The organism is Chitinophaga sp. CCNWYY40, from assembly GCF_037483205.1.
Taxonomy (GTDB): domain Bacteria; phylum Bacteroidota; class Bacteroidia; order Chitinophagales; family Chitinophagaceae; genus Chitinophaga; species Chitinophaga ginsengisegetis.
The window spans coordinates 1,444,971-1,469,747 of sequence record NZ_JBBHLF010000001.1 but is presented as its reverse complement, the minus strand read 5'-3'; the positions used below and the strand labels follow the sequence as shown (position 1 = coordinate 1,469,747).

Below are 24,777 nucleotides of genomic sequence, written 5' to 3'. Positions count from 1 at the left end.
CTGGAAAAGTATAAACTTATTTGACGGTAGCAACTCTTCTATTAAGACCCGGCCAATATTTCACATACTCAACATCTATGGAATCTCCTATCTGCAATTTTGGATCTTTTGAATCATTCTTATACGCTTCTCCATTGACATAAAAAAGATAAGAATAAGACCGCTCGCGACTAACAGGGCTATTACCCATATAATTTTTATCATCGATAATTATAGCCCTGGACCTCTGGACATCATGATTTAATAAATAGCCAGTGAGTTGCCTTTTACCAACCTTATAGAAGATAAAACTAAACACAACTAAGAAAATAATAATTGTTGCTATATTCTTTAACTTATTCATTGCATATGCCACTTTTCTCCTCTATTTACCTTTGCACCCTCATTCTCATGATAAAGAGCATTCAGCATATTGAGGGCTTATGTCTTTGTAATATACTTTTTAAATACAAGTCTAAAAAGAAGCCATCCTACCAAAATAAAAACAACAATTTGAACGGGTATTACCAGGGCATGTTGGCCAGGATCAGAGTACAAGATGGCCCAACCTATAAAGTTAACTGGTAGCGTGAGCAATACTCCCCACATTACCCACTCACCATAAAATAAATTATGTGGATACATGGACAATATCGAGAATGTACCCACCCCAACATATATAAAAGCGATCAGGTAAGCGTATTTACAGGCAGTATTTTTAGTCATAAGTCAATAGTTTGTGAGATGGAGCATTAAGAACTCAGCTCACCCTAAAACCCTGCCAGCGCGGCAACCAGTAGTTAATCACTTCTTTCCAATAGGGGATGTCCACATCTTCCTGCCGGATGGTCTCCAGGCCGTCCAATTCAGGTATGCCCTCCACCATCTGCGCATAGTACTGACCATCCTCTTCATCAAGGACCAATTCCTGAAGTTCCAGCTCCCTGGCAAATGTCCTCATCAGGTAATGACGCAGGCTCCATGCCATCACAATGGTGTCTGCTCCGCAGACGGATAGCAGCGGCTTAAGACCGGCGCCCGCATCAGCCATCAAAAAAGTATGCGCCGTAACAGGAAGTAACCTGGGCGCCTTATTATACCAGGCTGAAAAGACCTGGATTTTCTCTGCATCGGTCTCTGGCCGGCTTCCCCACGATAATAGCCAGACGCGGTTGACACCCAATATATCGCCTAAGATAGTTTCGTACGGCCAATTGAGCCTTCGCTCAATCCAGGAGGCATCCGTTATCCAGTTGTAGAAAAAAGAAGGCTGCTCTTGTTTCTTTGTTGTTATTTCTTCATCACTCTCGTCCTCCTCATCAGAATCATGATAATTTTTGTCTATGGTATGCAGTATCTTCAAAAACGCCCGGTGTTCATAGCCAAACTTTATTGCGTATTTCAGTTCCAGTTCGTCGATTTCAGGATCACTCAGGCCTAACCACCTGGCTCCGTAAATCGTTTCCTCCGGAGACACTTTGCTCCAGGCTGATTCGGTAGTCGTTTTCACCCAGCAAAGAAAATCGGTAAGGTCTTGGGGAAATGTTATGTGATATTTCATAGATTTCTTCGGGAAAAAGCAAAGATAATAATATGCATAAAATTCTCCTTACTTTTACACGGTTGTCAAAAATACCTGAAACTGATTTGTAGTCTGTACTCTCAGAAGATGAACAAAAGTGTCTTATACTTCCTTTGAGAAAAACACCCCGACCCATGACCTTATTAAATAAAACCGACGAATATATTTACAAAAGACTGATCTGGAAAGCTGGTCAATACAATTTGCCTTCTGATTTTTCCTTCTTTTATAACAACTTGCCGCTAAAAATGAGAGAATACTTATCTGGACAGATTATTACCTCCCCTAATGAAATACCAGCGCTATTCTTTACTAAACCCAGCCAGGAATGGACATTACTCTCCACCCGACAATTATTCGGCTATAATAATAGCCACGTTTATTCTATCCTGCTTGAGGACATTGCACATCTCACTTCAAAGAAATTCGCGGATGAAAACGCAAAATTCACGAGTGGACTTAAAAAGTCTGATTGGCATGAACTGATAATAACCGGTAAAGATGGTCAGATTTTATTGTTTCACGCCCGAAAAGGTTCAGACCTATTCGCATTATGGAATATACTACTCATGGCAGTGAGATTCTATCGATAATACTTTGCATTTTTAAATATTATTTATCTTAGGTGCATGACGGATAGTAAAAGAGCAATATTAGCCGAAGAACCCATTATTTGGACCGGCGACCTTTCAGACGACTGTACAGCCAAGTGGGCCGGATTAATGCTAAGAGCCGAGTGGATGGAGAAAAACTACTGGTGGTGGGCTGTATATGATATGGAGAAAAATGAAGAAACCATAGACAGCTCCAACCATTACGATACAAAATTTACAAATGGAAAAGTCGCAAGAGAAAAAGCAGAATCCATTGCCAGAGAATACTTAGGGAGTCTATAAGATAGTTATTGGCATTCTTGGCTGAGCGGTACATACTCCCCATTTCCATCTAAATAATCCTTCATATTTTCAATTGGGCAAACAGCTATAATAACATTCTCCCTGATAAAAATGTCATACTCTTCAGCAATATTATCCTTACTACAAAATGGACAGATCATCGATTCAATGATACCATAGACTTTAACTTTCTTGAGGTCCGCACTTCCGATATCGTTGCCTCCCCATTTAATGGCGTCTTCCATCCGGTATTCAAATTGCCATGTATCACCAAACTTAAATTGGATCCTGGCTGCATGCCTCCTTTCGCAATCTGGACATAAAATTTCCACTATTAATGTATTAAATAGACCCATATTTTGTTCTTTAAAATACCTCCATCCTCCCCAAATTCAAGATCATTCCTTTCTTCCGCGGATCCCATCCCTCATTTATAGCATGAACAATCACCCGTCTGACAATTAAACCAGTAATCAAAAATTGTTGTTTTAAGTGCATTATTTCTACTCCTTCCGCTGTAACAGTACTTCCTGCTACCCTTGAATGATAGTCAAAGCGGGCGGTTAACAAATTGTCTTGCTGCTTTAGCGGAATCACGGAAAGATGCAGGCCTCCATCATTACCAGTTACGCTCCAGGCATATCTGTTCGTTCCAACTGTAATTTTTCTCAGCCCTTTTTTAGGTAATGTCATTTGTGCCGGATAATATCTCCCTACCTGAAATTTCACTTTTATGAGAGATTATACCACTCGTGGAATGGCATACATGAATACTGCACCTTTTGGTTCTGCATTCTTAGCCCAGATCCGCCCGTGAAGCTTTTGAATAAAATCCTTACACATAGAAAGCGCTATCCCTGCTCCGTGTTGCGTAGACGAGCCAAAATTACTGGAAACGGAAAATAGTTTACTCATCGTCAGTTCATCTATGCCCTGCCCCTGGTCTGCGACAGACACTGTAATCGAATTGCTGTCCTGAGTGCAGCTAATCACAATCGTGCCCCCTTTAGGGGAAAATTTAATCGCGTTGGATAGTAAATTCCGGTTAACAAATTGTAGCATTTCTTTGTCCGATGTTGCAGTTATATGCACCGGTATCTGATTAGACACCGTGACTTTTTTGGCGTCCAGCTGCTGCTTCACGATATCGGCTGATTCGCTGAACAGGTCATACAGTACTAGTGTTTCCGGTTTATACCGATAGCCGGACAATTGCTGCTTGATCCACTGTAATATCGTGTCAAATGACTCCAGCATACCTGAAGCTTGTTTTTCTATATTGCCATAAAACGCTTCCATCTCCTCTTTTGTAAATCCGGGGTTATCTTTCATTAAGCTGGCAATACTTATTGTATCGATAAGCGGAGTCCTGAAATCATGCGCTAAAATAGAGAAGAGTTTGTTTTTGAATTCATCATTTACCTGCAGGGATTTATTTTGTTCCAGTATCTTTAGATTAAGCTGTTCCAGCTCACGGTGGTGTTTACGTGAAATCTGGTATAAACGATAAATAAAAAGGAGTAAAAATGCACCAACTACACAAATGGCAATTAGCAACAGGATCTTGGCCTTGCTATTCTTATTGATAATACTTAAAACAGCATTGTCACTTTGTAAGGTATTGTATTTAATGTAGTCGCCGACAAATTTTTTCAGCTTTTCATTCTCTTCGGCCATTGCATTTTCCAGCAGCTTTTGAACACTGATGATTCGATCTTTGTTACCCGACAATTGTGTATAGCTCAGGATGTCCTTCAATATCGGAATTAACTCCAGGACATACTCCTTTTTTTTAGCCAATTGATAACTACGCCAGGCATAATGTAATGCACTATCCGGTTGGTTCTTATAAAATCTGGTAAAGGAACTCAGTAAATAAATTTCCTGATCATCAAGTTCATATCTCCGCGCGTCAGATAACGTGGTATCAAGGAGTTTTAGCGCATCCATCCTGCGCCCCTTTTTTAGCAGCAGATCAACCTCCAGTTCTTTTACTGCAATGAGCACCCGGTGATCTTTATAAATATCTGCAATCTCCCGGGTCTTGTTGATATAATACTGAACGCTGTCGTCTGAAAGCGACAGATTGCTCATGCAGTAATTTGCATATGCCAGGCTCATAATGCTATCTCTTCTGCCTGTCCGTATGACCTGGCGGAAAAGTTCAAGGCCCTTTTCAGCGTCACCCAGACTCAGGTATACATTACCCATGTTCATGGTCACCTGGCTGACATTTGGAGTGTCCTTTTGTTCCTTGTAGTCCGACAAAGCACGTGCATACAATTGAAGCGATTCCTGGTACATCCCCCTGATGTAAAGTACGGAAGCGATTACATTATCCGCATCTGCTTTTCCCTTGGGATATTGTATCTTATTGGCCAGCTCTTTAGCCATCATACCAAAATAAAGGCTGCTGTCAATATCCTTCATATGATAAAGCATCCCCAATCGGTTTATCGAATTGATATAACTAATACTGTCTTTAACAAAAGATAATCTCTTCCGCTCTGCACTTATCAGATTAGATTGTCCTTGTACGGTGCCACAATAAAATGGCAAAATTAGTAAAAGATAAGGCGTCAGTTTTGATCGAAACATGGTTTTAAATGGAAATGGCTTAAACTAATTTATTACTTAATTTGAACAAACACGGTTAAAAGTTTGCCGAAAATCTTCCTTTCGTTTAGAAATCTCCTGACCTTCTTCCGTTTGCTGCTTCACAGGGTTGATGATTTTGGTTACCCTGGCGGGCGGTAATCCGCTGCCATTTGATATTCCTGCCACGGATACGTAAAAAAATATGGAGGTTATTTCTTTTTCCCGTGGGTTATTTTAAGCAGAACAGCTAACATCTCTTCCGGAAGAAATGGTTTGTCGAGAAAATGGTTGATATCCAAACCAGTAAAGCGGGTTCTTACATCCGCCAGGATATCAGCGGTAAAAACAACCACCTGAATGTGCGGATACTGCTGCCTGATGAGTTTACCAAGTGCATAGCCGTCTATACCAGGGATATGAAGATCTATCAGCGCTACATCGTATGTGATGCTTTGCAGCAAGTTGACGGCATCATTGCCGTTTGTGGCTACATCCGGAATGATCCCAAAATATTTTAGCTGCTTATCCGCTACCATGATGTTAACAGTAGTGTCTTCAACAAGCAATACCTGCAGCCAGCTAAATTTGCCTGCGTAGGCTGCTAACTGATTTTGCAGTGATGTTTCATCGGTTGTTTTGGTAGCTACTTTTTCAAAGGACAGGTCAAAATAAAAATTGGAGCCTTTTCCGGGGCTGCTATCTAACAAGATCCGCCCTCCCAGCAATGCAATCAACTTGCGTGTAATTGCCAGTCCAAGACCGGAGCCAGACAACTGGTGGGAGGTAGTAGTGTGGAGATGTCTGAAAGTTTCGAAAATTATTTCCTGGAGTTCCGGAGGAATGCCTATGCCAGTGTCTTTTACGGAGAAGCGCAAAGTTACATTCTTGTCTGTTTCTGCTGTTATCAGAACTGATACGGATACTTCGCCCTTTTCTGTGTATTTAATCGCATTACTGATCAGGTTATTCAGTATCTGGCTGATACGGATAGGGTCGGCCAGAATACAATGCGGCATATTTAAGTCTACCACAGTATTTAACCAAAGTCCTTTTTGAATGGCTTGCTGACTGAGCTGGACTTTAATTTGCTGGATCAATTGGGATAAATTCACCTCAGAAAAGCGCAGTTCCAGGTTGTCTGTTTCGATCCTGTTAAGATCCATGATGTCATTGATCAGTTGTAACAGGTGCTCTGATGAATATAACAGGCTGTCGATGTACTCTTCCTGTGCAGGATGGTAATTCATTTTCAGCAGGTGGGTAATACCAATAATGCCGTTGAGTGGTGTACGTATCTCGTGACTCATAGTAGATAGAAAGTCAAATCTCTCTTTCGCTGATTTTTCAGCTGCTTCCCGGGCTTCTATTAATGCCAGTTCATCTCTTTTCTTTTCGGAAATATCCATGATGGCTCCTTTGAGTGCCACCACCTTACCATCACTTAGTATGGGTACGCAGATGGCTCTGACCCACTTCCTGCAGTTATGAGAATCATTGGCAACTAATTGGAGTTCCACATCATAGGGAGTTCCCTTTTCAATAGCCTCCTGTACGCATTCCTGCAGGATCGGCCGCGACGCTTCATCGTGCAGGCTGTATACCTTATCCATGGAGAGAATAAAATCTTCATCTACCTCGTTTATCCGATAGGTTTCCCTGGACCAGAATATCTCCCCCGTCTCCATGTGATATTCCCAGCCACCGGTTTTTCCCAAAGCCTGACTAAAATCCAGCAGTGTATTGCTTTGCTCCAGTTTACTTTTCAGGATCAGTTCATCAGTTTCATCCTGAACATAACCTATCCGGTATTTCGCTATACCGTCTTTACCAGGTATCGCCCAGGAGTTAACCCGGCAATAACGGATTCCCTTAACAGGGTGATTAATTCTGAAAGAAAGTGATATGGGATGGCCGGGGTTGTTGGTATTGGCCTTCAGGACAGCCTTCAGCGCCCCTAAATCTTCCGGGAAGATTGCGTTTGTATATCCCTGATTCAGCGCCTGGGAAAGCGTGAGTCCCGAGATTTCCTCCAGTGCAGGATTTATGAAAATACAATTGTCTGCAAGGTCAAAACAAAAGGCCCCCATTGGAGCATATTGAAAGGCTGTCAGCAGATTGGGGTCGCCATCCAGGGGTGACTTCGGTTCATTTTTCATACGGTTTAACCAGGATTTGTCAGAGGGGTAAATATCTGTTGTTAATAGACCTGGCCTACCGGTATAACCAGCCAGGTCCTGACTAAATATATGAAATTTGTCTGATTTAAAAAATACATGGCAGTGCGCCTACAGGTATCAACATAAAAGATGCAACCCCCGGAATTTGACATTCCAGGGGTTGCAGTCATTGTTTAACCTCTCTTTAATCCATGAAAAAAACAGTCAATCAATAATTTTCCAGTTAGGTAACAGCAGCTTGTTTACGGCAGTGACACCCATTCCAGTTTCACAATGGAGTTATCCATGCCGGAGTTAAAGGTGCCGCGTACCGGGTATTTAGCGGCATTATATGCGTAGCTGTATGTATTGGTAATGCTTCCGGATGAATTGGCAGAACTGATTGTTTCTGACAGTACGTTATGTGCTGACAGGTTAACAGCGTTTGCTTCCAGCACAAAAGCCAGTGAAGGTTGTTCGTGTTGTGGATTCTGCGCCTTGTCATAAGTGTAATGCAAAGAGGAAGTACAAACAAATTTGCTATAGCCCGGCTGTTTGCCGTAGTTGTCCACCCTTTCTACGTTTCCATTCTGATCCCAGGTAAACTGTTCGTAGCCGGTATTCTCCCACTTACCGGAAGAGGGATGTTTGCCAAAATGATAACGTGTTTCCAGGTTGCCGGCTGCATTATATGCGAGCGAATCATAAGTAAAAACATCGCCATTGCGATAGTACTTTACCATATCAATTTGTTTGCCGTTGGCGTTGTAACCATAGCTGGTGAATATATCGCCGGTAGTAGCGTTTTCATCATCGGCGAAGAGTGTGCGGGCCAGGCGTCCGTTTTCATAAACAGGGAGGATCACATCCGTATAAGAGGCATTCTCTGTTTTACGGAACTGCAGCATTTTTTTCAAGGTTCTATCTGCATTATATTCGAACTTTGTCTCGCCTGCACCGGAAGATATCTTACGTAGAAAAGTACCGGTAGTTTTGCCGCTATCAGGGCGAAATGAGAACAGTAAAGCTGGTATAGCTAACAACAACACGTAGCTTCCCCCTTTGAAAATAGATTTCTTTTTCATATCATTTAAATTTATGATTTGCTAAACATGAAGAATGTGACTAACAACGATGTAAAATTGCTGCGAATCCTTCCCGGTTTTTGTTAACGGCGGGTTAACTGTGTTAACTAGTTGTTAAGGGAGGAGGAATAGGCTTTAAAAGGCGCCATGGTGCTATTCTTCAGCTAATTAAAGACATTCTTTGTAAAAAAATGGGTATTTTCAATTAATAAGTGACGTTACGCAACGGAAAGAATTCGACCGGATAATACCTCAAAACCCAATATCCAATGACGCAGTTATTCAATGATGTCATGGATCTTATCAAAATAACGCGATAAACCATAACTATGGAAACAGCAATAAATTTATCTGAACTGACAGATAATATTAAAAATCAATTTAAGCCGCAGGCAGCGGGCAAAGGTATCCTGCTTAATACCCTTATGAATAATGATATTCCGGATGCATTGATCGCCGACCCGGTGCAGCTGAAGCAAATCCTGGATAATCTTGTTAGTAATGCGATAAAGTTTACTGATAAGGGCGCCGTCACCATCGGGCTTCAGCTAAAGACACTAACGAAAGACCGGGTAACAATTTACTTTTCTGTAAAAGACACAGGTAGAGGTATTCCGGAAGAAACGCATGAAACAATCTTTAAAAATTCAACGCCACTACAACAGGCATCCGACGGTAAACATACTGGCACCGGACTTTGGCTTACACAAAGGCTTGCGGAATTGCACAACAGTAAAATTTTTCTAAACAGTACGCCGGGAGAAGGGACTGAGTTTTATTTTGAAATGTCGTTTCTGCTGGCCAATGACCGGCATAGTGCCGCTACAGCCGCCCGTAATAATATGCTTAGTCAGCATAAAAAAAAGCTGACCGGACTGCGCATTTTATTTGCAGAAGATAATCACATTAATGTATTGGTGGCTAAGAAACAATTGGAACATTTTGGCGTTATTCCGGATTGCGCCTATAATGGCCTGGAGGCGCTTACTATGCTGGAGAATAACAACTACCATGTTGCACTGTTGGATTTGCATATGCCTTCCATTGATGGTTATGCACTTGCAGAAATTGTGCATCGTCAATATCCTGACACGCACGTCATCATTTTTACTGCAGATATAATGACAGAGGTGAGGACAAGACTGGCCCAATTGCATGTTTATGATATTCTGAATAAACCCGTTTCCCTGGAAAAAATGTATGAGGTACTGTTGAATGTGGCACGCAGCCGGAATATTGTTGATTGATATGCTATAATTCCATTGATCTGCTTGGAACCGGCAGCTCCTGAAGAATGATGATCTCAACAACAAACCACACCACAAGCCCTCCCAGAGCAAGCCCCGCTATGACCCAGTCAGAACGGGTTCTGCGAAGGATGGAGAAAAAGGCGACTGCATTCAGGATTCCCAATCCGAAAAGGAGCCAAGAACACTAAGCAGGGTAATCCTCTCCCATTTCATTTGAACAACCATCTTTTGTGCCTGTTGTTCTTTTCCCGGATATTCCATTGTTGAGGTCATAGCTTATAAAATAACAGAACCGAATAATGAAATAAATAAGTTCAGAATTTTTCCGGTTTATCATACGCTATCACCTTCATATTAAACTTCGCATAGCTGAAGTCTCCTTTCTCCAATTGCCATATTGCTTCAATATTGGTCGGAATGATTATTCCATTCATCTCTTTGTATGCCGTTAGTCTACCAATCCAGCTTTCCAAATTTCCTTCATTCATATATCGTTTTGTTTCAATCTGCGTAATCTCCCCTATATCATTAATGGTTACAATATAAAATATGGACAGACCATTATACTCGAACGTCAGTTTCGCAGTTTTTGTGTCAATGGCCGTCCATTGTAATCGTTCGCCTGGCAATAGATTTGTAGGAAACCAAATACCTTCAGCAAGCCAACGGAGTAATTCTCCCTGATTATACTTTTCTCCACCGGCATCCACAACATTATAAAGAGAGAAGAGTGAAACAATGAGTCTTCCGCTGCCAGCAATGTACCTATCACGGGCTGTAAACATGCTGGTGCTGCCTTTCCATATAAAACCGGGGTTTTCCGTAGTGAAATATTGTTCACCCTTTATATTTACCCATTTTTTATCCTGCCCCGTTTTAAATTGCCCGTCATGTATAAGCCGGATATAACTAATGTAGGGCTGTCCTTCTCTTAATACATGTCTAAAATAACGTTGTACGGGTTCAGGCAAATTAGCTATTTGGTGATAACTGAATGTCTTGCCGGGAACACTTTTCGACAGTGAAAAAAGTCTCTTTACTTCTTTATTAAATTGGATAGATAAATTTATTCTGCCGGCCAGCAGGAGAATTATGAGAAATCCAACTATTGTAAGCGTAACCACCATAAGTCTTTTGTATTCTATTTTGTCATCTGTTTTTGGTGTGCTAATTCAGAAGCTGATAGATTGTTATGACGATGATAATTATAAAAATTGCCGTATAAATCAGCTTCGTAAATTTTGCCAGCCAATTAGGAAGATAAATATCAAAGTTATCTTTTGTAGAATTTGAATACTTCCGTGCAATGAGCGTTAAGGGGCAGGTGTTTTTAAAAATCAGCAAGGTTATGCCCTCCAGGAATACCAATCCATACCCTATCCAGAGCCGGTTATCAAGCTTATTGGCTAGTACGGCATAAAGCATATAGAAAATAACAAAATTGAAAAACAGCCATATTAAAGTGTGAATAATTTTAATAAGCATCAATTTTGTTTCACTTTTCATTTTAAGATAGTTTTTATGTACGCATAAACCAATCAACAGGTCGCCTGAGCGAAACCGGATCAGGGTAATTTTTTATGTAACCTGTACGCAAAATAAATTGAACATTGCCGCCGATTCCAATTGAGGAGTTTAATCCTTGATTAGTGGATGGTTCTTCTAATACTTGCGTCATTGGGTGGACGGCTATATTCTTCTTCCGTATTTTTAAAAGCAGTCTTTGCAGCCGTTTTCCTGTTTCAAGAAGCGTTGCTACTGAATTGTCTTTACTCGCAATTAATAACCAACCGGCAGATTGAGAGACTTGTTCTCTTACACGATCAACCCCTTGCTCCCTAAACCTTTTTTTCATTACATCTGCTTTCTCATAAAAATTTCGCAGAAACCAGGCAGAAACCCCTTCTATTTCCATACTCGCCGTCGTAAGCCCATCACAATATTGTTTTGCATCTTTACCTGAAAACCTTATCCATTCTGCCAATTCTTTTTGTGCAGCATCACGGTATGCCTGAAGGCTATTTGCCTCAATTGTTTGTTCATTCAGCCATTGAAATTCTTTTGTAATATTAGGTATGAAGTGCAGGAAATCAGGTTCTTCGTTAATTAAATAATCAACATCCTCTTTTTTTAGGCCCTCTTTCAAATAGTTTGATCTTACTGTTCTGCGTTGTTTTATTTGCTGAATATCATACCTGGCTACATGGGTTGATTTAATCAATTTTACATCCATAACGTTTTCATCCTGGTTAGTAGTTGCCAGAACGTTAAATTGACAATTATAACCCAGATCATTTGCCGCATACTCCAGATTCTGCAGAAAAGCACCTATTGACAAGATTGTTTCCCGTTGCGTTGGGTCAACACCAGGAAGCCATTTACTTTTATCATTACCGATTATCCAATGATAGGGTTCATTGTATTTTACAAACCATGGCTGCGTGTTATGCCCGCTCGGAGCAAGTGAGGCTAAAAACAAAATTTCTCTTTCATCAGGCTTAAATGGAAATTTTTCCACCGTATCCGTTTTCATATCATCCCTCGTAAAATTACTGGTATCTCCTGACAAATAATATCCTCCTGCTGCCACCAGAACGGTAGCGCCAGTAATGCCTATGAATTTTCTTCTGTTCATTAGTATTTCCTCCAGAGTCTTACACCTAAACGTATAACGTATGAAAACATGGGCACAAGGCTTTCCTTTTCCACGGCTTGTTTTACCTCATAATTACGGGGTTTGGGATGCCAGAATATATCCATTGATGTATCCTTTTGAGCAGTTGCAACCGAAGGGATGAACAGGCTGCAACGGAAAAAACCGAAAGAGAGATGCCTGACCAGCATCTTTACCGGAAAAATTTTCATTACCTGGGATCTTTAGCGTGACGATATTGAAAACAAAACTATCTTCAACTACTTCTATTTTCAATGACTGCAAATACTAAAGAACATGATATTCGTCAGGGTCATATCATAAAAAAATAATTATTTAAGATGCAGGCAAGTGTTTATTCAACACCATAATACTAACGGGCACGCTGCCTTACGACCAGGCCACCGTCCAGGTAGTCGAAAATAACAGGACGATCTGGAAAATCAATACAAAGATTCGCTACCGGTCAAGGTTTCTAACGGAGCCCGGACTCTGATAGCCGTTTACCTGCTACTTTCTATATTCGTCTATACTACAAACAGGGAAGCCAGGTCATCACATTCCCGCAGCAATCCAGGATGGAATACGATATCCTCATATTCACGAGCCAGTTTGCTGCATTCAGCTAAACAGCCTGGCCAATCAGTGGGGCCAGCGCGGCTTTCTATTTTTATGATTCGAATAGAGGCAGTACTGAAACTGCCTCAAAAATGGTATAAAAATACCACATCACCTGTATAAGCAGGCTTCGCCTTTCCTTTAATACTAAGCGTAGCACCGATTACCACTTTGGTAACTCCTCTTAAATCGACGATGGAATTGAGTTTCGCTTTTAATTGTACTTCGTCGTTCACAAACACTGCCTGACCAAACTTAAATCGCTCTATACCGTAGTTTATTTCCATTTTAACATTCCGGATGTCTGCAATTTGCTTCCACAAATAAGGAATTAACGCCAACGTCAGATAACCATGAGCAATAGTCGTTTTGAAAGGCCCTTCACTTTTTGCTCTTTCCTCATTGCAATGGATCCATTGATGATCCAGGGTTGCATCCGCAAATTTGTTGATCTGCTCCTGGTCTATTTTATGCCATTCAGAGCTACCTATTTCTTTACCCTCATACGCTTGATATTCTGCGAAACTGGTTACAATTACCATAATTCTTTCTTTTATTATTTATAGATACAAGCGCCCAGGCAATGTTTTTTTGCCATTGCTTCAATTTATTATACGGTTGTAATGTACATCTTTCTTTGAAAAAAATCCAGAAACCCCTCTTTGGGTATACATAACAGATTCGGCTAAATCAAAAGCTGATTTGGATAAACCGGTTTAATACAGGTAAGTGATCTTTGCTATTGCAAAAGAAGAACATTATGCGTGTATTTGTTACAGGAGCCACAGGCTTCGTTGGTACTGCCGTTGTGCAGGAATTGATAAACGCTGGTCACCAGGTGCTTGGCCTGGCCCGGTCAGACGCCTCCGCTGAAAAACTGGCGAAAGCAGGTGCAGAAGTGCTCCGTGGCGACCTGGAAGACCTGGATAGTTTACGGGCGGGCGCCGCAGAAACCAATGGTGTTATCCATGCCGGATTTATTCATGACTTTACCCGATTCCCGGAGGTTTGCGAAGTTGACAGGAAAGCCATAGAAACTATCGGCGAAGTATTGGCCGGTTCCGGCCGCCCATTGATCGTTACCTCCGGTACGGCACTGGTAAGCCCGGGGAAACTGGCTACAGAAGATATCATTCCCTCTTTTAACCCGGCCTGGCCGCGAACCTCGGAACAGGCAGCAGATGCCGTGTGCGGGTTGGGTGTACGTGCTGCGTCTGTCCGTTTGTCGCCCTCCGTACATGGTGATGGTGATAAGCACGGATTCATTCCTATATTAGTTAATACCGCCCGGGAAAAAGGCTTTTCCGCTTATATCGGCGAAGGGCTTAACCGGTGGAATGCCGTACACCGGCTGGATGCCGCCCACCTGTTCCGCCTCGCCCTGGAAAATGCAGAGGCCGGCGCCCGCTATCACGCCGCCGCCGAAGAAGGGGTTACCGTCAGGGCTATTGCTGAAGCCATCGGCAAACAACTCAATATCCCCGTAAAATCAATAGCACCTGAAGCCGCCGTTGAACATTTCGGCTGGTTTTCGCATATGGCCGCCATCGATTGCCCCGCATCCGGTAAACTGACACAGGAGCGTTTGAACTGGCGCCCTATGCATTCAACGCTGCTTGCAGATATTGATAACGGAATTTATACCGGTCAGCAACTATAAAGATTATCGTAATGGTTGCTCAGGGCCATCATGTAACCGTAGTCACTAACGATCCAAAAACAGGTGGCTACTGAGGCCTTAGGCGCCAGGAACCGGTTATCGTCTCCGTCTCCGACAACCAGGTTCCTGGTCGATTTCTCCAAAGAATTTGCGGTGGCTTATCACGGAAGTAATTAACTTTAATGAAGATGAACAGCCAAAAGATTTTCCGTTTCAATACCATCACCGAATATCACCGGGCCGTAGGGTTGCCTAACCCTGCGCATCCGTTGATCAGCGTGGTTCATCTGGATGACATTCAGCAGCCCATCGCCGATATTCCTTTCAGCCTGATCTACGACTTTTATTCCATCTCACTAAAAAAAATGCAACATGCCAGGTTTAAGTATGGGCAGCAGGCAAGCGACTTCGACGAAGGGGTGTTGTTCTTTATGTCGCCCGGTCAGTTATTCGGTATTGACCTGCCGCACAATAGTGAGGTGAAACGGCCCGAAGGCTGGATGATCCTTATTCACCCGGATTTTTTATGGAATACCCCGCTGGCAAAAAACATCAGACAATACGAGTTCTTTAGTTATTCAGTATATGAGGCACTTTATCTTTCAGATAAGGAAGAGGCTATGATCACTGCCATTACCCGCCAGATTGAACAGGAATACAATGCGAACATAGACCGCTTCAGTCAGAGCGTGATCATTGCTCAACTGGAACTTCTCCTTACCTATTCGGAGAGGTTTTACCAACGCCAGTTCGTTACCCGTAAAATCGCCAGTCACGAACTGCTGACACGCCTGGAAGATTTTTTATCTGCATATTTCAGCAGTGGTGCATTGGCCCAAAAGGGCTTGCCGAGCGTTACGCTCATCGCCGAAACTTTAAATATTTCACCAGGTTACCTGAGCAGCTTACTTAAATCTCTGACCGGCCAGAGTACCCAACAGCATTTGCACAACAAACTGATTGAACTGGCCAAAGAGAAGCTTTCCACTACGAATCTTTCGATAAGCGAGATTGCATATGAACTGGGGTTTGAGCATCTACAGTCGTTCAGTAAACTGTTTAAAACCAAAACGAACCTTTCGCCAATGGAGTTCAGGCAGTCGTTTAATTAAGTTATGAACGGGCGGTGGTGGCGGGCGCGGAACAACATTGCATGCATGAACATACTTCCTTAACGCTTTGATAATATAAAGCGATTACTTTAGCCTAAAATCAACCGGCTTACATGCAAGCAGCGCCTTCTATTACTGCCTCCTTATTATTAGCCTTCCGGAACGGAGAAACATGGGCTTTCAATGAGATCTTCACCGTTTACGACGCCCGCCTGATGGCCTACGCCGCTAAAATATGCGCCACCCGCCAAGATGCGGAAGAAGTGGTACAGGATGTGTTCATCAGTCTTTGGGAAAACCGGTTGGGTATTGAAGGCCCGGATATTTCCGGCTGGTTAATAAAAGTATGCCGCAATAAAGCGCTTAAATCCCTTCGCAGGCACGTATTCCAGGCCGATATCAGCACACTGCCTGATCTGGCGGCTACCCAGCAGAACCCTCTTGAACAACTTTACTTTGATGAAATAGAAGAATATATCCGGCAGGTAATTCAAACACTTCCGCCTGCACGTAAAAAGATATTCCTCATGAACCGTGAGCAGCACCTGAGCTATCAGCAGATCGCAGATGAACTGGGCATTTCGGTATTCACCGTTAAAAAACAGATCAGCTTAGCCATCCAGCACCTGCGTGCCACCGTTACCCCGTATGCCTGTTCACTGGCGCTGATCATGCTTCCGCCAATGTTAAATTAATGTTACCGGTACTACTTTAGCTGCGCTTTGGGGTACTTCTGTTAAAAGTACCTCCCTATGCCGGTTCCAACTGAATTATTAAAAACGTTACTCTTAAAGCAAAAGCAGCAAACCATTACCGAACAGGAAATGGTGTTGCTCCGGTTATACCTTGCCACAGCAGGCGCAGAAGCGGCCCTGGATGCGGTGGATTTTTCTGATATGCCGGAAGCTGGTGGTCAGCCGCATACGCCCGCAGACGTTCGTTATCAACGTATCCTGCAGGCAATCGATCAGCCCGCGGAAGCCCGCAGCCCCTGGCGAAAATGGATTATCCGTGCCGCCGCCGCAGTGTTTTTAACAGCGGGCAGCGCGGCGCTGCTGCACTATCTTTTACCGCCGTCAGCAATCCCTGTACAAATGCTCACCTACCGCACCGGTAACGGAGAGATCAAAGCAATTACTTTACCCGATAGCTCACGGGTGTGGCTAAACGCACGTTCCGTACTCCACTATCCTGCAACATTTAATACCCCTCAGCGCCATGTAACCCTGGAACAGGGACAGGCATTCTTCGATGTAGCATACGATCTGCAACATCCGTTTATCGTATCCAGCGGCCAGGGAGTACAAACAACAGTGCTGGGCACCTCATTCACCATTCGGGTAGACAGTAATACCGCCAATATCCAGGTAGCTGTTAAAACAGGTAAAGTAAGTGTTAAGCAGGCCAGCCACCCGGTTGCAGTACTAATGCCCGGAGACCAGGTTGACTATGATGTGCAGCAATCCCGTGCAGCAGTCAGCAAAACAGATACCGCTGCCATCAGCCAATGGACATCCGGCAAAATTGTATTTACCCAGGCCAGCTTTGCCACCATAGCAGCCACTATGCAACAATTATACGGCTTACAGGTAATAGCAGGCAATACAAGCATTCCACGCAACCGTTACAGCCTTACCATCCGCTATGATGCCGATCCGGTAAAGCTGCTGGAAGTTATCAGCGTCATAAATGGTAATCGTTGCGAATGGAAGAATACCACACACACCATAGCAGTACTCCATTAAATAAAAAAAGTGCCTGTTAGAGCAGGCACCTTACACCCGGTATTGGAAGTACCGGTATTTATTATACAATAAACAAAACGAAAGTATGATTTTTTTTACCCGAAGCAGATTAAAAATCCGCGTATGGACAGCCTTGCTGGTATTGATTCTCACTGTCCCTTTATCATCGCTGTTTGCACAACAGCCCTCCGCTTTGCTGTCTAAGCAAATAACGTTGAGCTTCTCAGGCGAAAACCTGCTGGCCGGCCTGAATAAAGTAGCGCAAACGGCTCAGATAGAATTTGCCTTTAACGCGCAGCACATTGACCGTTACGCCGCGCCGGTAGCCAGCTATAAAAAACGTTCCGTAAATGATGTATTGAATGACCTGCTGCGTAATACTCCCTTAACCTTCAGGGACCTGAACGGATATATTGTGATCAACGAACAACAGGGTGTAAAACCCGCTGCAACTGCTATTGTAAGGACGCCGGGAACAATAGGCGGAAAGGTGGCCGATGCAGAAACAGGACAGCCCATTGCAGGTGCTACTTTCCGCGTGGGCAATAAAGGCACACAAACAGCGGTCAACGGCGCTTTCAGCATAGTTATGGAAAAGGGCCGGTACACCGCAATTATCAGCCATGTGGGTTATGTTACCAAAGAGATCAGTGATATTGTTGTGAAAGACAATGAAACCTTTACACTGGATATTATGCTGAAAAAAGATAAAGGCCAGCTAAAAGGCATTGTGGTAAGAACAGCAGCCGGCAAAGAAAACGCAAATGCTTTATTGTTACGGCAGAAAAATGCCGCGGAGATCAGCAACGGCATCAGTGCAGAGCAGATTGCCCGCACGCCGGATAAGAACATAGGCGAAAGCCTGAAGCGGATCAGCGGTGTAAGCATCGCGGATAATAGATTTGTACTTATCAGAGGTATAGGCGAACGCTATAACGCTGCTATGCTGGATGGCGTAGCGCTGCCCAGCACAGAGGCGCAGAACCGCAACTTCTCATTTGACCTGATCCCTGCGGGCCTGGTGGACAATGTGGTGGTAAGCAAAACGGTAACGCCGGATATGAACGTGAATTTTGGCGGCGGTGCGGTTCAGATCAATACGCGCGACATTCCGAACGAAAATTTAACCAGCATTACAGCAGGTGTATCTTACAACGACCAAAGCACCGGAAAAGATTTCCTGAGTCACCAGCGCGGCAAATACGATTACCTGGGTTTTGATGATGGCCGGCGTAATTATCCTGCTGGTCTTCAGCAAACAGACCGTAATGTAGGAGAGAACATTCCACTCACCGAAGCAGCTTATGAAGAAAAGCTGATAGCACAAAGCAAGCGTTTCAAAACAGATAACATAAGCGTGTACCGTTATAAAACAGCGCCTTCTCAAAACTATCAGCTCATCATAGGCCGCGTATTTGCGCTGGATTCCGTAAGTAATAATAAGCTGGGCTTCACAGGCGCTGTTACTTACCGCAATACGCAAAACATAAATATCATTGAAAAACAAAACAGGGGCGACTGGTACGCCGGTGACGATAACCCTGGTAAAAGTTACGGTTACAATACCACGCTTGGCGGCCTGCTTAATATTGGCTTGCAATGGGGTAAAAGCAGGTTAAGCCTGCGCAACACTTACACCCACATGTATGATAACGTACTGGTACGGAATATAGGATACAACAGCGATAATCCGGGAGAGTTTAAACCGCAGAATGTACCCAGCCGCATCCAGGAAGCAGACGACCCAACGTACACGGACCTGCTGCAGAATAAATTGTCCGGACAGCATATGCCGGGCAAGGTCAAAATTGAATGGAACATTGCCCACACCGCTATCAGGAGAAATGAGAAGGACATGGTTATAGCAAACAGCGGTCCGATGTTGGTAAGCGGAGCCTATAGGTATGTATATGGCTCCAGCAGCTCATCGGAACCGCGGCCGTTTCCCCTGTCGCGCCATCATTACAGTAACAGGGAATCACATAACTCCTGGGATATAGCTGCCACTGTTCCTTTTAATACAGGCAGCATTTCAAACAGTTTTAAGGCCGGTTATTTCGGCAGCGCAAAAAAAGCAGACTTCGACTGGCAGATTGTGGCGCTGGCTGCTGACCCTTTAAAGATCCCCGACAGCATGCTCAACGTGCCACTGGGTTATATGATCAACCCGGACAATTTCTCCGCCAATGGGTACTTCTACATGGCATCAAGCTGGTGGAATGATCGTTATGCCGGTAAAAGCAACATCCATGCAGGTTATTTGATGCTGGACACAAAACTGGCCAGCAAGTTACGCCTGGTATGGGGAGTGCGTGCGGAATATTACAAATACACGGAAATAAAAAATGGTCTTAATATTAAGGGAACCTCTGCATTCAGATCTAAAGAGGATAAGCCCCTGCAATGGCTGCCCAGTGCAAATATAACCTATAGCCCTGCGTCCATGCTTAATATCAGGGCAGCTTTCAGCAGCAGCGTGGTGAGGCCGGAGCTGATGGAAAACAGCCAGTTCTGGCGCTATAGCCCTTACCTGGGGGCTATGTTTGGTAACGAAGGTGTTTATAGTACCCGTATAAACAGTTATGATCTTAAAGCCGAATTATTTCCGGCAGCCGGTGATATTCTTTCCGTAGGCGGTTTTTATAAAAATTTCGATAAGCCGGCGGAACTAACATACGGCAACCTGGTGTATTACCTGCGCAGCGCCGATTGGGCAAAGGTGTATGGAATTGAGTTTGAGCTGCGTAAGCGCCTGGATTTTATTGGCAGCAGCAGGTTCCTGAACAATCTTATTGTTTATGGCAACTATACCCTGCAGAGATCATCTGTTCGTGGCACCTTTGAGATCGCGGACTCCGCCGGCGGACCGGATCTGCAGGTGCCCGCCAAACAAAAACGCCCTATGTATGGCCAGTCGCCTTACCTCTATAACGCAGGATTGCAATACAGCGGCAGGCGCCTGGGCTGGAATGTAGCGCTCAATGGCGGCGGTTATAAGACTTATGTGGTGGCTGCCCTCTCTGATGAAATTGAGTATGAAAAACCCCGGCAGCAACTGGATCTTCAGATTAGCTATAAGCTGCTGAACAGTCACCTGGAAATAAAGCTGAATGCAGGCAACCTGCTGAACAGCCCCTCAACATTCTTTACAAACAGGGGAAGCTACGAGAAGAATCCGGATTACACCAACCTTGGCGATTACAGTGAAGCATTACGCTTAAAACCAGGCTTCAGTGATAAATATGAGCCTGGCGACCTGGTTAAATTCAGCCAGAAATTCGGACGTACCTACGGCACGACTGTTTCTTACCATTTCTGATCTAAAAAACATTAACATGAAAGCACCCTTTTTATACCTGTATATTATCTGTTGTATGTGCCTGCTGGCTGCCTTACCTGCCTGTAAAAAAGGAGAGTTGGTGAATACGCCGCAGGAAAGAGCTGTGAAGATGCAGTTTAAAGGCGCCATATTAAATGATACCCTCGAATTTGTATCCAATGATAAAGTTATTGGTGAGGCTATCAATACCTGGTTTAAAATGACAAATGTCTATTATAATCCTCATGAAAAAATTCAGCTGCGTAAAAAAGCAGACGGGAAAGTAGTCGGGGAATTTGAAGTGATGCCAACTCCCTTTTTGCAGGTAAAGAGAATATTCTACGATGGCGTAACTGCAACGGACAAACTGGAGCTGACGCCGGTGTCAGATACCAATAACATGGGTTTTCGTCTGAAATTCGCTACCTCTTTCAAAGACTTCTATGGCGGTCCGGTAGACGTGGAAATTCTCAATCTGCATATTGACTATAACACGTTTGAATTTAAATTTACTCCGCTTAAAACAATAAGCGGCGTAACCACTACGTTCGGCGATTTTTTTGAACTGCCTCCGCTGGCCACTATTGAAGATAGTTACGTTTTCAAAGTATATAAGGCAGGAACAAAAGAGCTCCCCTACACCAGTTTAGAGAACGTTGAGCTAAGCAATCCGGAGTTCTATTACGGGGATCTTACAAATGCTTATTACTTTGTTGCCGGCGACAGCCGGCTCCTGTCTATTTCGCCATACATCAGCTTCAATGGAGATCATGATGTAGTGACCGATGGCTATAGCGTGGAGGACTTTTCATCCGCATTTAAATAGCCGGTGTCCGGTGCTGGACAAAGAATGTCCATTTGCGGACAGTTATTAACTTGTAATTGAACATAAACAGGCCGTTCCTGAATAGGAACGGCCTGTTTAGTTAGTTGGCACCTGATTTGTTCGATAAAATACAAACTAATACCCTGCACTTATGCGTCGAACGTATTTAGGTGAATTTGAAGAAGTGGTTTTACTAATGGTCGCCATCCTCGACGGAGAGGGCTATGGCGTTACGGTCAGCCAGGCGCTGGAAGAGCATACGGGACGTACCGTTACATTCGGTACGGTTCATAACACGCTGATCCGGCTGGAAGAGAAGGGCTTTGTGCGGTCCGAACTGGGCGGAGCCACGGCCGAACGTGGTGGGCGGCGTAAACGGTTGTTCCGGATCACTGCGCTGGGAAGCCGTGCGCTTCAGGAAATTCAGCAGCTCCGTCAAAACCTCTGGCAATTATTACCTCCTGACACACTTCGACCTGGCGGCCTATGAGATCTCCTGTTAAACCGCCCCGTTGGGCCCACTGGCTACTCATCAAACTGCATCCTGCCAATACCCTGGAGGAGGTAGAAGGTGATTTGGAAGAGCTCTATACATACTGGTATAATAGATCGGGCAAAACACAAGCCGCGCTGCGTTACCTCTTGAACGTGGTGTCAGTGCTGCCGCCGTTTGTGCGCAGAAGAAAAACGAATGAACACCAATATTATCAACAACCGGGATCCCGGATCACCTCCAGCTTAACATCTATCATGATTCGGAATTATTTAAAGATCGCGTTTCGGAACCTGAAACGGCAAAAGGTTTCAACCAGTATTAATATAGCTGGTTTAGCCATCGGATTGGCTACCTGCGTACTGATCATGCTTTATGTGCAGGACGAATTATCCTACGATCGCTATAATGAGAACGCGGACCGGATCTTCCGGGTTGCACTCAAGGTGCGGCTAAATGGTGACAATGTTGGTGGGCCAATCTTAGGCGCAAGTGCTGCCCAGGACTTACAACAGGAATTTCCGGAAGTATTAAAAACAACACGTATCCGGAATCAGGCAGGTGAGTTTGTAAGCTACGGAACAACCTCGTTTAAAGAAGAACATCTGCTGTATACCGACTCAACTTTTTTTGATGTGTTCACCATTCCGTTCCTGGAAGGGAATTCAAAGCAGGCGCTGACCGAGCCAAACACCCTGGTATTGACGGAGGCAACCGCCCGGAAATATTTTGGCAATCAGGACCCGGTCGGAAAAGTCTTGTTATTTGGCAGGGAAAAGACGCCCTACCGGGTTACGGGCGTGGTCAGGAATGTACCGGCGAACTCCCATTTCCGGTTTGATATGCTGGCTTCGTTAGCCACTTATGGAGAGCTGCATAAGGGATGGATCTATAATATGAACTATTATACCTACCTGCTGCTGCCAGAGAAATACGATTACAAACAATTGGAGGCTAAAATCTCCCGGCTCGCTGAAAAAGAGGTTGGGGCTGAATTGCAGCAGTTTATGGCAATCAGCCTGAAACAGTTTCGTGAGAAGGGAGATGATTTCGGGATCTTTCTCCAGCCACTCACCAGTATTCATTTGTATTCCCCTTTCGGAAGTATTGAACTAAGCCCGGGGGGAAATATTCTATACGTATACGTGCTTACGGGCATTGCTGTCTTTATGTTGATAATAGCCTGTGTGAATTTTGTGAACCTGTCCACGGCCACGGCTGTCCGGCGTTCGCGTGAGGTAGGGATACGTAAAGTACTGGGTTCTGCAAAAGGGCAGCTGCAGCTACAGTTTCTGATTGAATCAGTTTTGCTGGCGATGATGGCATTGATGATTGGATTGCTGGTTGTAGGGCTGTCGCTGCCCTATTTTAATCAGCTGACAGGCAAGACCCTTACAATTAGTTTATTGATCAACCCATTTGTGGCGGCTGGCTTAGTTGCGGGTGCTGTGTTGGTGGGGCTGCTGGCAGGTAGTTACCCGGCTTTTTACCTATCCTCGTTTAAGCCTGTTTTAGTCTTGAAAGGGAAGATCACTACCGGACGCGGAAACTTCAGTCTGCGAAGCGGTTTGGTGGTGTTTCAATTTTTCATCACCATTTCCATGATCATTGCCACCGTTACGGCAGACCGGCAGCTACGTTACATGCGCACGCAGAAAGTTGGTTTTGACCGCGAACAGGTGCTGGTTATTCATGATACGCATATGCTTCGCAATAACGAAGCCGTATTCCGCGACAGGATCATTCAATCTCCGCAAGTCAGCATGGGCACTATTTCAGGACAGGTGCCCGTTGGGAATTCAGTTATGGATAACACCACCGTAATGTCGAAAGAAAATCCTGATAAGGGTGTTATGAGCCGGTTCTATTTTGTTGATGACGCGTATATCCCTACATTGGGGATGCAGCTGGTCCAAGGGCGTAATTTTTCAAAAAGTTTTGCTACCGATTCCTTCGCTGTTATTCTGAATGAAACGGCTGCACGGGCCTTAGGCTGGGAAAAGGATCCAATTGGAAGAGAGCTGATAGGCAACACGGATGATAATGGCGCAAAAACATATTACCGGGTTATTGGTGTTGTAAGCGACTTTCATTTTGAATCTCTTCGGCAGAAGATCGGGCCATTAGTCATGTTCCTGGGTAGGAATTCAGGCAATATCCTGGTCAAAATCCATACGGATAAACTTCCGAAGTTGCTCGCTTCACTGAAGCAGCAATGGGAGTCATTTTCTCCGGCAGCCCCTTTTTCGTATTCGTTTTTAGATGACCGCTTTGCGCAGGTTTATGTTGGCGAGCAAAAAATAGAACAGGTATTAACCCTCTTCTCAAGCCTGACTATCTTCATAGCCTGTTTAGGCTTATTCGGATTGGCTACCTTCACCGCCGAACAACGTACCAAAGAGATTGGCGTCCGGAAAGTACTGGGCGCATCCGTTAGCAGTGTAGTGGCCTTACTCTCCAAAGACTTCCTCAAGCTTATTCTGATAGCGCTGGTGCTGGCTTCCCCAATTGCCTGGTGGGGTATGGATCAATGGCTGAAGGAATTTGCCTATAAGATTACAATTGACTGGTGGATCTTTGCGCTGGCAGGATTGCTGGCAATTGGGATTGCCTTGTTGACAGTGAGTTTCCAGAGTATCAAAGCCGCGTTAACGGATCCCGTAAAAAGCTTACGGAGTGAATAGCAAAAGGAAGAGCGCGAGGGGCCTCAATATTTAACCTTTTCAACAAAGTAAATACAATGTTTAAACAAAACGAATAGCAGGAAATCCGCGACAGTTTCGCGGATTTCCTGCTTTGGAAGCG

The 24,777-nt window shown here is 44.1% G+C and carries 21 protein-coding genes; 11 read left to right on the top strand and 10 right to left on the bottom strand.

All coding sequences use genetic code 11. The annotated features are described in order from the left end of the window. Positions 1–16 precede the first annotated feature (16 nt). Complete coding sequence (locus tag V7S65_RS05845; RefSeq protein ID WP_336385874.1) at positions 17–343, bottom strand: hypothetical protein; 327 nt, start codon at positions 341–343, stop codon at positions 17–19. Between the two features lie 396 nt (positions 344–739). Continuing rightward, entirely contained in the window at positions 740–1,540 is an 801-nt protein-coding gene (locus V7S65_RS05840) for a hypothetical protein (RefSeq protein ID WP_336385875.1), read from the bottom strand. A 155-nt stretch (positions 1,541–1,695) separates the two neighbouring features. Here V7S65_RS05840 and V7S65_RS05835 point away from each other — a divergent pair, with 155 nt between their 5' ends. Both V7S65_RS05835 and V7S65_RS05830 read left to right on the top strand, forming a co-directional pair. Next, positions 1,696–2,154, top strand: a complete 459-nt coding sequence (locus V7S65_RS05835) for a hypothetical protein (protein WP_336385876.1) — start codon at positions 1,696–1,698, stop codon at positions 2,152–2,154. Between the two features lie 36 nt (positions 2,155–2,190). Next, positions 2,191–2,457 carry a hypothetical protein gene (locus V7S65_RS05830; RefSeq protein WP_336385877.1) on the top strand — a complete coding sequence of 89 codons (267 nt, stop codon included), beginning with the start codon at positions 2,191–2,193 and terminating at the stop codon, positions 2,455–2,457. A gap of 5 nt (positions 2,458–2,462) precedes the next feature. Here the strand turns inward: V7S65_RS05830 and V7S65_RS05825 are convergent, their stop codons facing one another. The 5 genes from V7S65_RS05825 to V7S65_RS05805 form a co-directional block, all read right to left on the bottom strand. Continuing rightward, positions 2,463–2,813, bottom strand: a complete 351-nt coding sequence (locus tag V7S65_RS05825) for a hypothetical protein (protein ID WP_111578533.1) — start codon at positions 2,811–2,813, stop codon at positions 2,463–2,465. Between the two features lie 10 nt (positions 2,814–2,823). After that, positions 2,824–3,150: a hypothetical protein gene (locus V7S65_RS05820; protein WP_339545313.1), complete on the bottom strand. Its 327-nt coding sequence runs from the start codon at positions 3,148–3,150 to the stop codon at positions 2,824–2,826. 48 nt (positions 3,151–3,198) lie between these two features. After that, positions 3,199–4,899, bottom strand: coding sequence for a tetratricopeptide repeat-containing sensor histidine kinase (locus V7S65_RS05815; protein WP_339545311.1), 1,701 nt, complete (start codon positions 4,897–4,899; stop codon positions 3,199–3,201). Between the two features lie 365 nt (positions 4,900–5,264). Then, entirely contained in the window at positions 5,265–7,211 is a 1,947-nt protein-coding gene (locus tag V7S65_RS05810) for an ATP-binding protein (RefSeq protein WP_336385880.1), read from the bottom strand. A gap of 263 nt (positions 7,212–7,474) precedes the next feature. Continuing rightward, on the bottom strand, positions 7,475–8,296 hold the full coding sequence (locus V7S65_RS05805) for a hypothetical protein (RefSeq protein WP_079467774.1): 822 nt from the start codon (positions 8,294–8,296) through the stop codon (positions 7,475–7,477). A 329-nt stretch (positions 8,297–8,625) separates the two neighbouring features. Here V7S65_RS05805 and V7S65_RS05800 point away from each other — a divergent pair, with 329 nt between their 5' ends. After that, positions 8,626–9,543 (top strand): ATP-binding protein, encoded by a 918-nt coding sequence (locus tag V7S65_RS05800; protein ID WP_336385881.1) that lies wholly within the window; start codon positions 8,626–8,628, stop codon positions 9,541–9,543. A gap of 317 nt (positions 9,544–9,860) precedes the next feature. Here the strand turns inward: V7S65_RS05800 and V7S65_RS05795 are convergent, their stop codons facing one another. The 3 genes from V7S65_RS05795 to V7S65_RS05785 form a co-directional block, all read right to left on the bottom strand. After that, entirely contained in the window at positions 9,861–10,673 is an 813-nt protein-coding gene (locus V7S65_RS05795) for a DUF6544 family protein (RefSeq protein ID WP_336385882.1), read from the bottom strand. 392 nt (positions 10,674–11,065) lie between these two features. Beyond that, positions 11,066–12,181 (bottom strand): Acg family FMN-binding oxidoreductase, encoded by a 1,116-nt coding sequence (locus V7S65_RS05790; RefSeq protein WP_336385883.1) that lies wholly within the window; start codon positions 12,179–12,181, stop codon positions 11,066–11,068. Between the two features lie 722 nt (positions 12,182–12,903). Beyond that, complete coding sequence (locus V7S65_RS05785) at positions 12,904–13,359, bottom strand: MaoC family dehydratase (RefSeq protein WP_079467779.1); 456 nt, start codon at positions 13,357–13,359, stop codon at positions 12,904–12,906. 218 nt (positions 13,360–13,577) lie between these two features. On the opposite strand from V7S65_RS05785, the gene V7S65_RS05780 reads away from it, so the two are divergent. From V7S65_RS05780 to V7S65_RS05745, 8 genes are all read left to right on the top strand, one after another. Next, positions 13,578–14,477 (top strand): SDR family oxidoreductase, encoded by a 900-nt coding sequence (locus V7S65_RS05780; RefSeq protein ID WP_336385884.1) that lies wholly within the window; start codon positions 13,578–13,580, stop codon positions 14,475–14,477. Positions 14,478–14,665: 188 nt separating this feature from the next. Beyond that, positions 14,666–15,589, top strand: a complete 924-nt coding sequence (locus V7S65_RS05775) for a helix-turn-helix domain-containing protein (protein WP_336385885.1) — start codon at positions 14,666–14,668, stop codon at positions 15,587–15,589. Positions 15,590–15,702: 113 nt separating this feature from the next. Continuing rightward, complete coding sequence (locus tag V7S65_RS05770) at positions 15,703–16,284, top strand: RNA polymerase sigma-70 factor (RefSeq protein ID WP_079467781.1); 582 nt, start codon at positions 15,703–15,705, stop codon at positions 16,282–16,284. Positions 16,285–16,341: 57 nt separating this feature from the next. Then, entirely contained in the window at positions 16,342–17,334 is a 993-nt protein-coding gene (locus V7S65_RS05765; protein WP_336385886.1) for a FecR family protein, read from the top strand. An 85-nt stretch (positions 17,335–17,419) separates the two neighbouring features. Further along, positions 17,420–20,653 (top strand): TonB-dependent receptor, encoded by a 3,234-nt coding sequence (locus V7S65_RS05760; RefSeq protein WP_336385887.1) that lies wholly within the window; start codon positions 17,420–17,422, stop codon positions 20,651–20,653. Positions 20,654–20,669: 16 nt separating this feature from the next. Then, positions 20,670–21,479: a hypothetical protein gene (locus V7S65_RS05755; RefSeq protein ID WP_336385888.1), complete on the top strand. Its 810-nt coding sequence runs from the start codon at positions 20,670–20,672 to the stop codon at positions 21,477–21,479. A gap of 151 nt (positions 21,480–21,630) precedes the next feature. Continuing rightward, the gene (locus tag V7S65_RS05750; RefSeq protein ID WP_079467785.1) at positions 21,631–21,969 is read left to right on the top strand and encodes a PadR family transcriptional regulator; all 339 of its coding nucleotides are present in this window, start codon (positions 21,631–21,633) and stop codon (positions 21,967–21,969) included. Next, a complete protein-coding gene (locus tag V7S65_RS05745) occupies positions 21,966–24,656 on the top strand; it encodes an ABC transporter permease (protein WP_336385889.1) in 2,691 nt (896 codons plus the stop codon). Before V7S65_RS05750 ends, V7S65_RS05745 begins: the two co-directional genes overlap by 4 nt. The last annotated feature ends 121 nt before the right edge of the window (positions 24,657–24,777 follow it).

Coding starts and splice junctions, on each gene's coding strand:
- V7S65_RS05835 (WP_336385876.1), top strand. CDS start 1,696: ATGACCTTATTAAATAAAACCGACGAATATATTTACAAAAGACTGATC.
- V7S65_RS05790 (WP_336385883.1), bottom strand. CDS start 12,181: ATGAACAGAAGAAAATTCATAGGCATTACTGGCGCTACCGTTCTGGTG.
- V7S65_RS05755 (WP_336385888.1), top strand. CDS start 20,670: ATGAAAGCACCCTTTTTATACCTGTATATTATCTGTTGTATGTGCCTG.
- V7S65_RS05775 (WP_336385885.1), top strand. CDS start 14,666: ATGAACAGCCAAAAGATTTTCCGTTTCAATACCATCACCGAATATCAC.
- V7S65_RS05820 (WP_339545313.1), bottom strand. CDS start 3,150: ATGACATTACCTAAAAAAGGGCTGAGAAAAATTACAGTTGGAACGAAC.
- V7S65_RS05825 (WP_111578533.1), bottom strand. CDS start 2,813: ATGGGTCTATTTAATACATTAATAGTGGAAATTTTATGTCCAGATTGC.
- V7S65_RS05810 (WP_336385880.1), bottom strand. CDS start 7,211: ATGAAAAATGAACCGAAGTCACCCCTGGATGGCGACCCCAATCTGCTG.
- V7S65_RS05800 (WP_336385881.1), top strand. CDS start 8,626: ATGGAAACAGCAATAAATTTATCTGAACTGACAGATAATATTAAAAAT.
- V7S65_RS05760 (WP_336385887.1), top strand. CDS start 17,420: ATGATTTTTTTTACCCGAAGCAGATTAAAAATCCGCGTATGGACAGCC.
- V7S65_RS05840 (WP_336385875.1), bottom strand. CDS start 1,540: ATGAAATATCACATAACATTTCCCCAAGACCTTACCGATTTTCTTTGC.
- V7S65_RS05795 (WP_336385882.1), bottom strand. CDS start 10,673: ATGGTGGTTACGCTTACAATAGTTGGATTTCTCATAATTCTCCTGCTG.
- V7S65_RS05830 (WP_336385877.1), top strand. CDS start 2,191: ATGACGGATAGTAAAAGAGCAATATTAGCCGAAGAACCCATTATTTGG.
- V7S65_RS05785 (WP_079467779.1), bottom strand. CDS start 13,359: ATGGTAATTGTAACCAGTTTCGCAGAATATCAAGCGTATGAGGGTAAA.
- V7S65_RS05750 (WP_079467785.1), top strand. CDS start 21,631: ATGCGTCGAACGTATTTAGGTGAATTTGAAGAAGTGGTTTTACTAATG.
- V7S65_RS05845 (WP_336385874.1), bottom strand. CDS start 343: ATGAATAAGTTAAAGAATATAGCAACAATTATTATTTTCTTAGTTGTG.
- V7S65_RS05770 (WP_079467781.1), top strand. CDS start 15,703: ATGCAAGCAGCGCCTTCTATTACTGCCTCCTTATTATTAGCCTTCCGG.
- V7S65_RS05805 (WP_079467774.1), bottom strand. CDS start 8,296: ATGAAAAAGAAATCTATTTTCAAAGGGGGAAGCTACGTGTTGTTGTTA.
- V7S65_RS05815 (WP_339545311.1), bottom strand. CDS start 4,899: ATGCTTTATCATATGAAGGATATTGACAGCAGCCTTTATTTTGGTATG.
- V7S65_RS05780 (WP_336385884.1), top strand. CDS start 13,578: ATGCGTGTATTTGTTACAGGAGCCACAGGCTTCGTTGGTACTGCCGTT.
- V7S65_RS05765 (WP_336385886.1), top strand. CDS start 16,342: ATGCCGGTTCCAACTGAATTATTAAAAACGTTACTCTTAAAGCAAAAG.
- V7S65_RS05745 (WP_336385889.1), top strand. CDS start 21,966: ATGAGATCTCCTGTTAAACCGCCCCGTTGGGCCCACTGGCTACTCATC.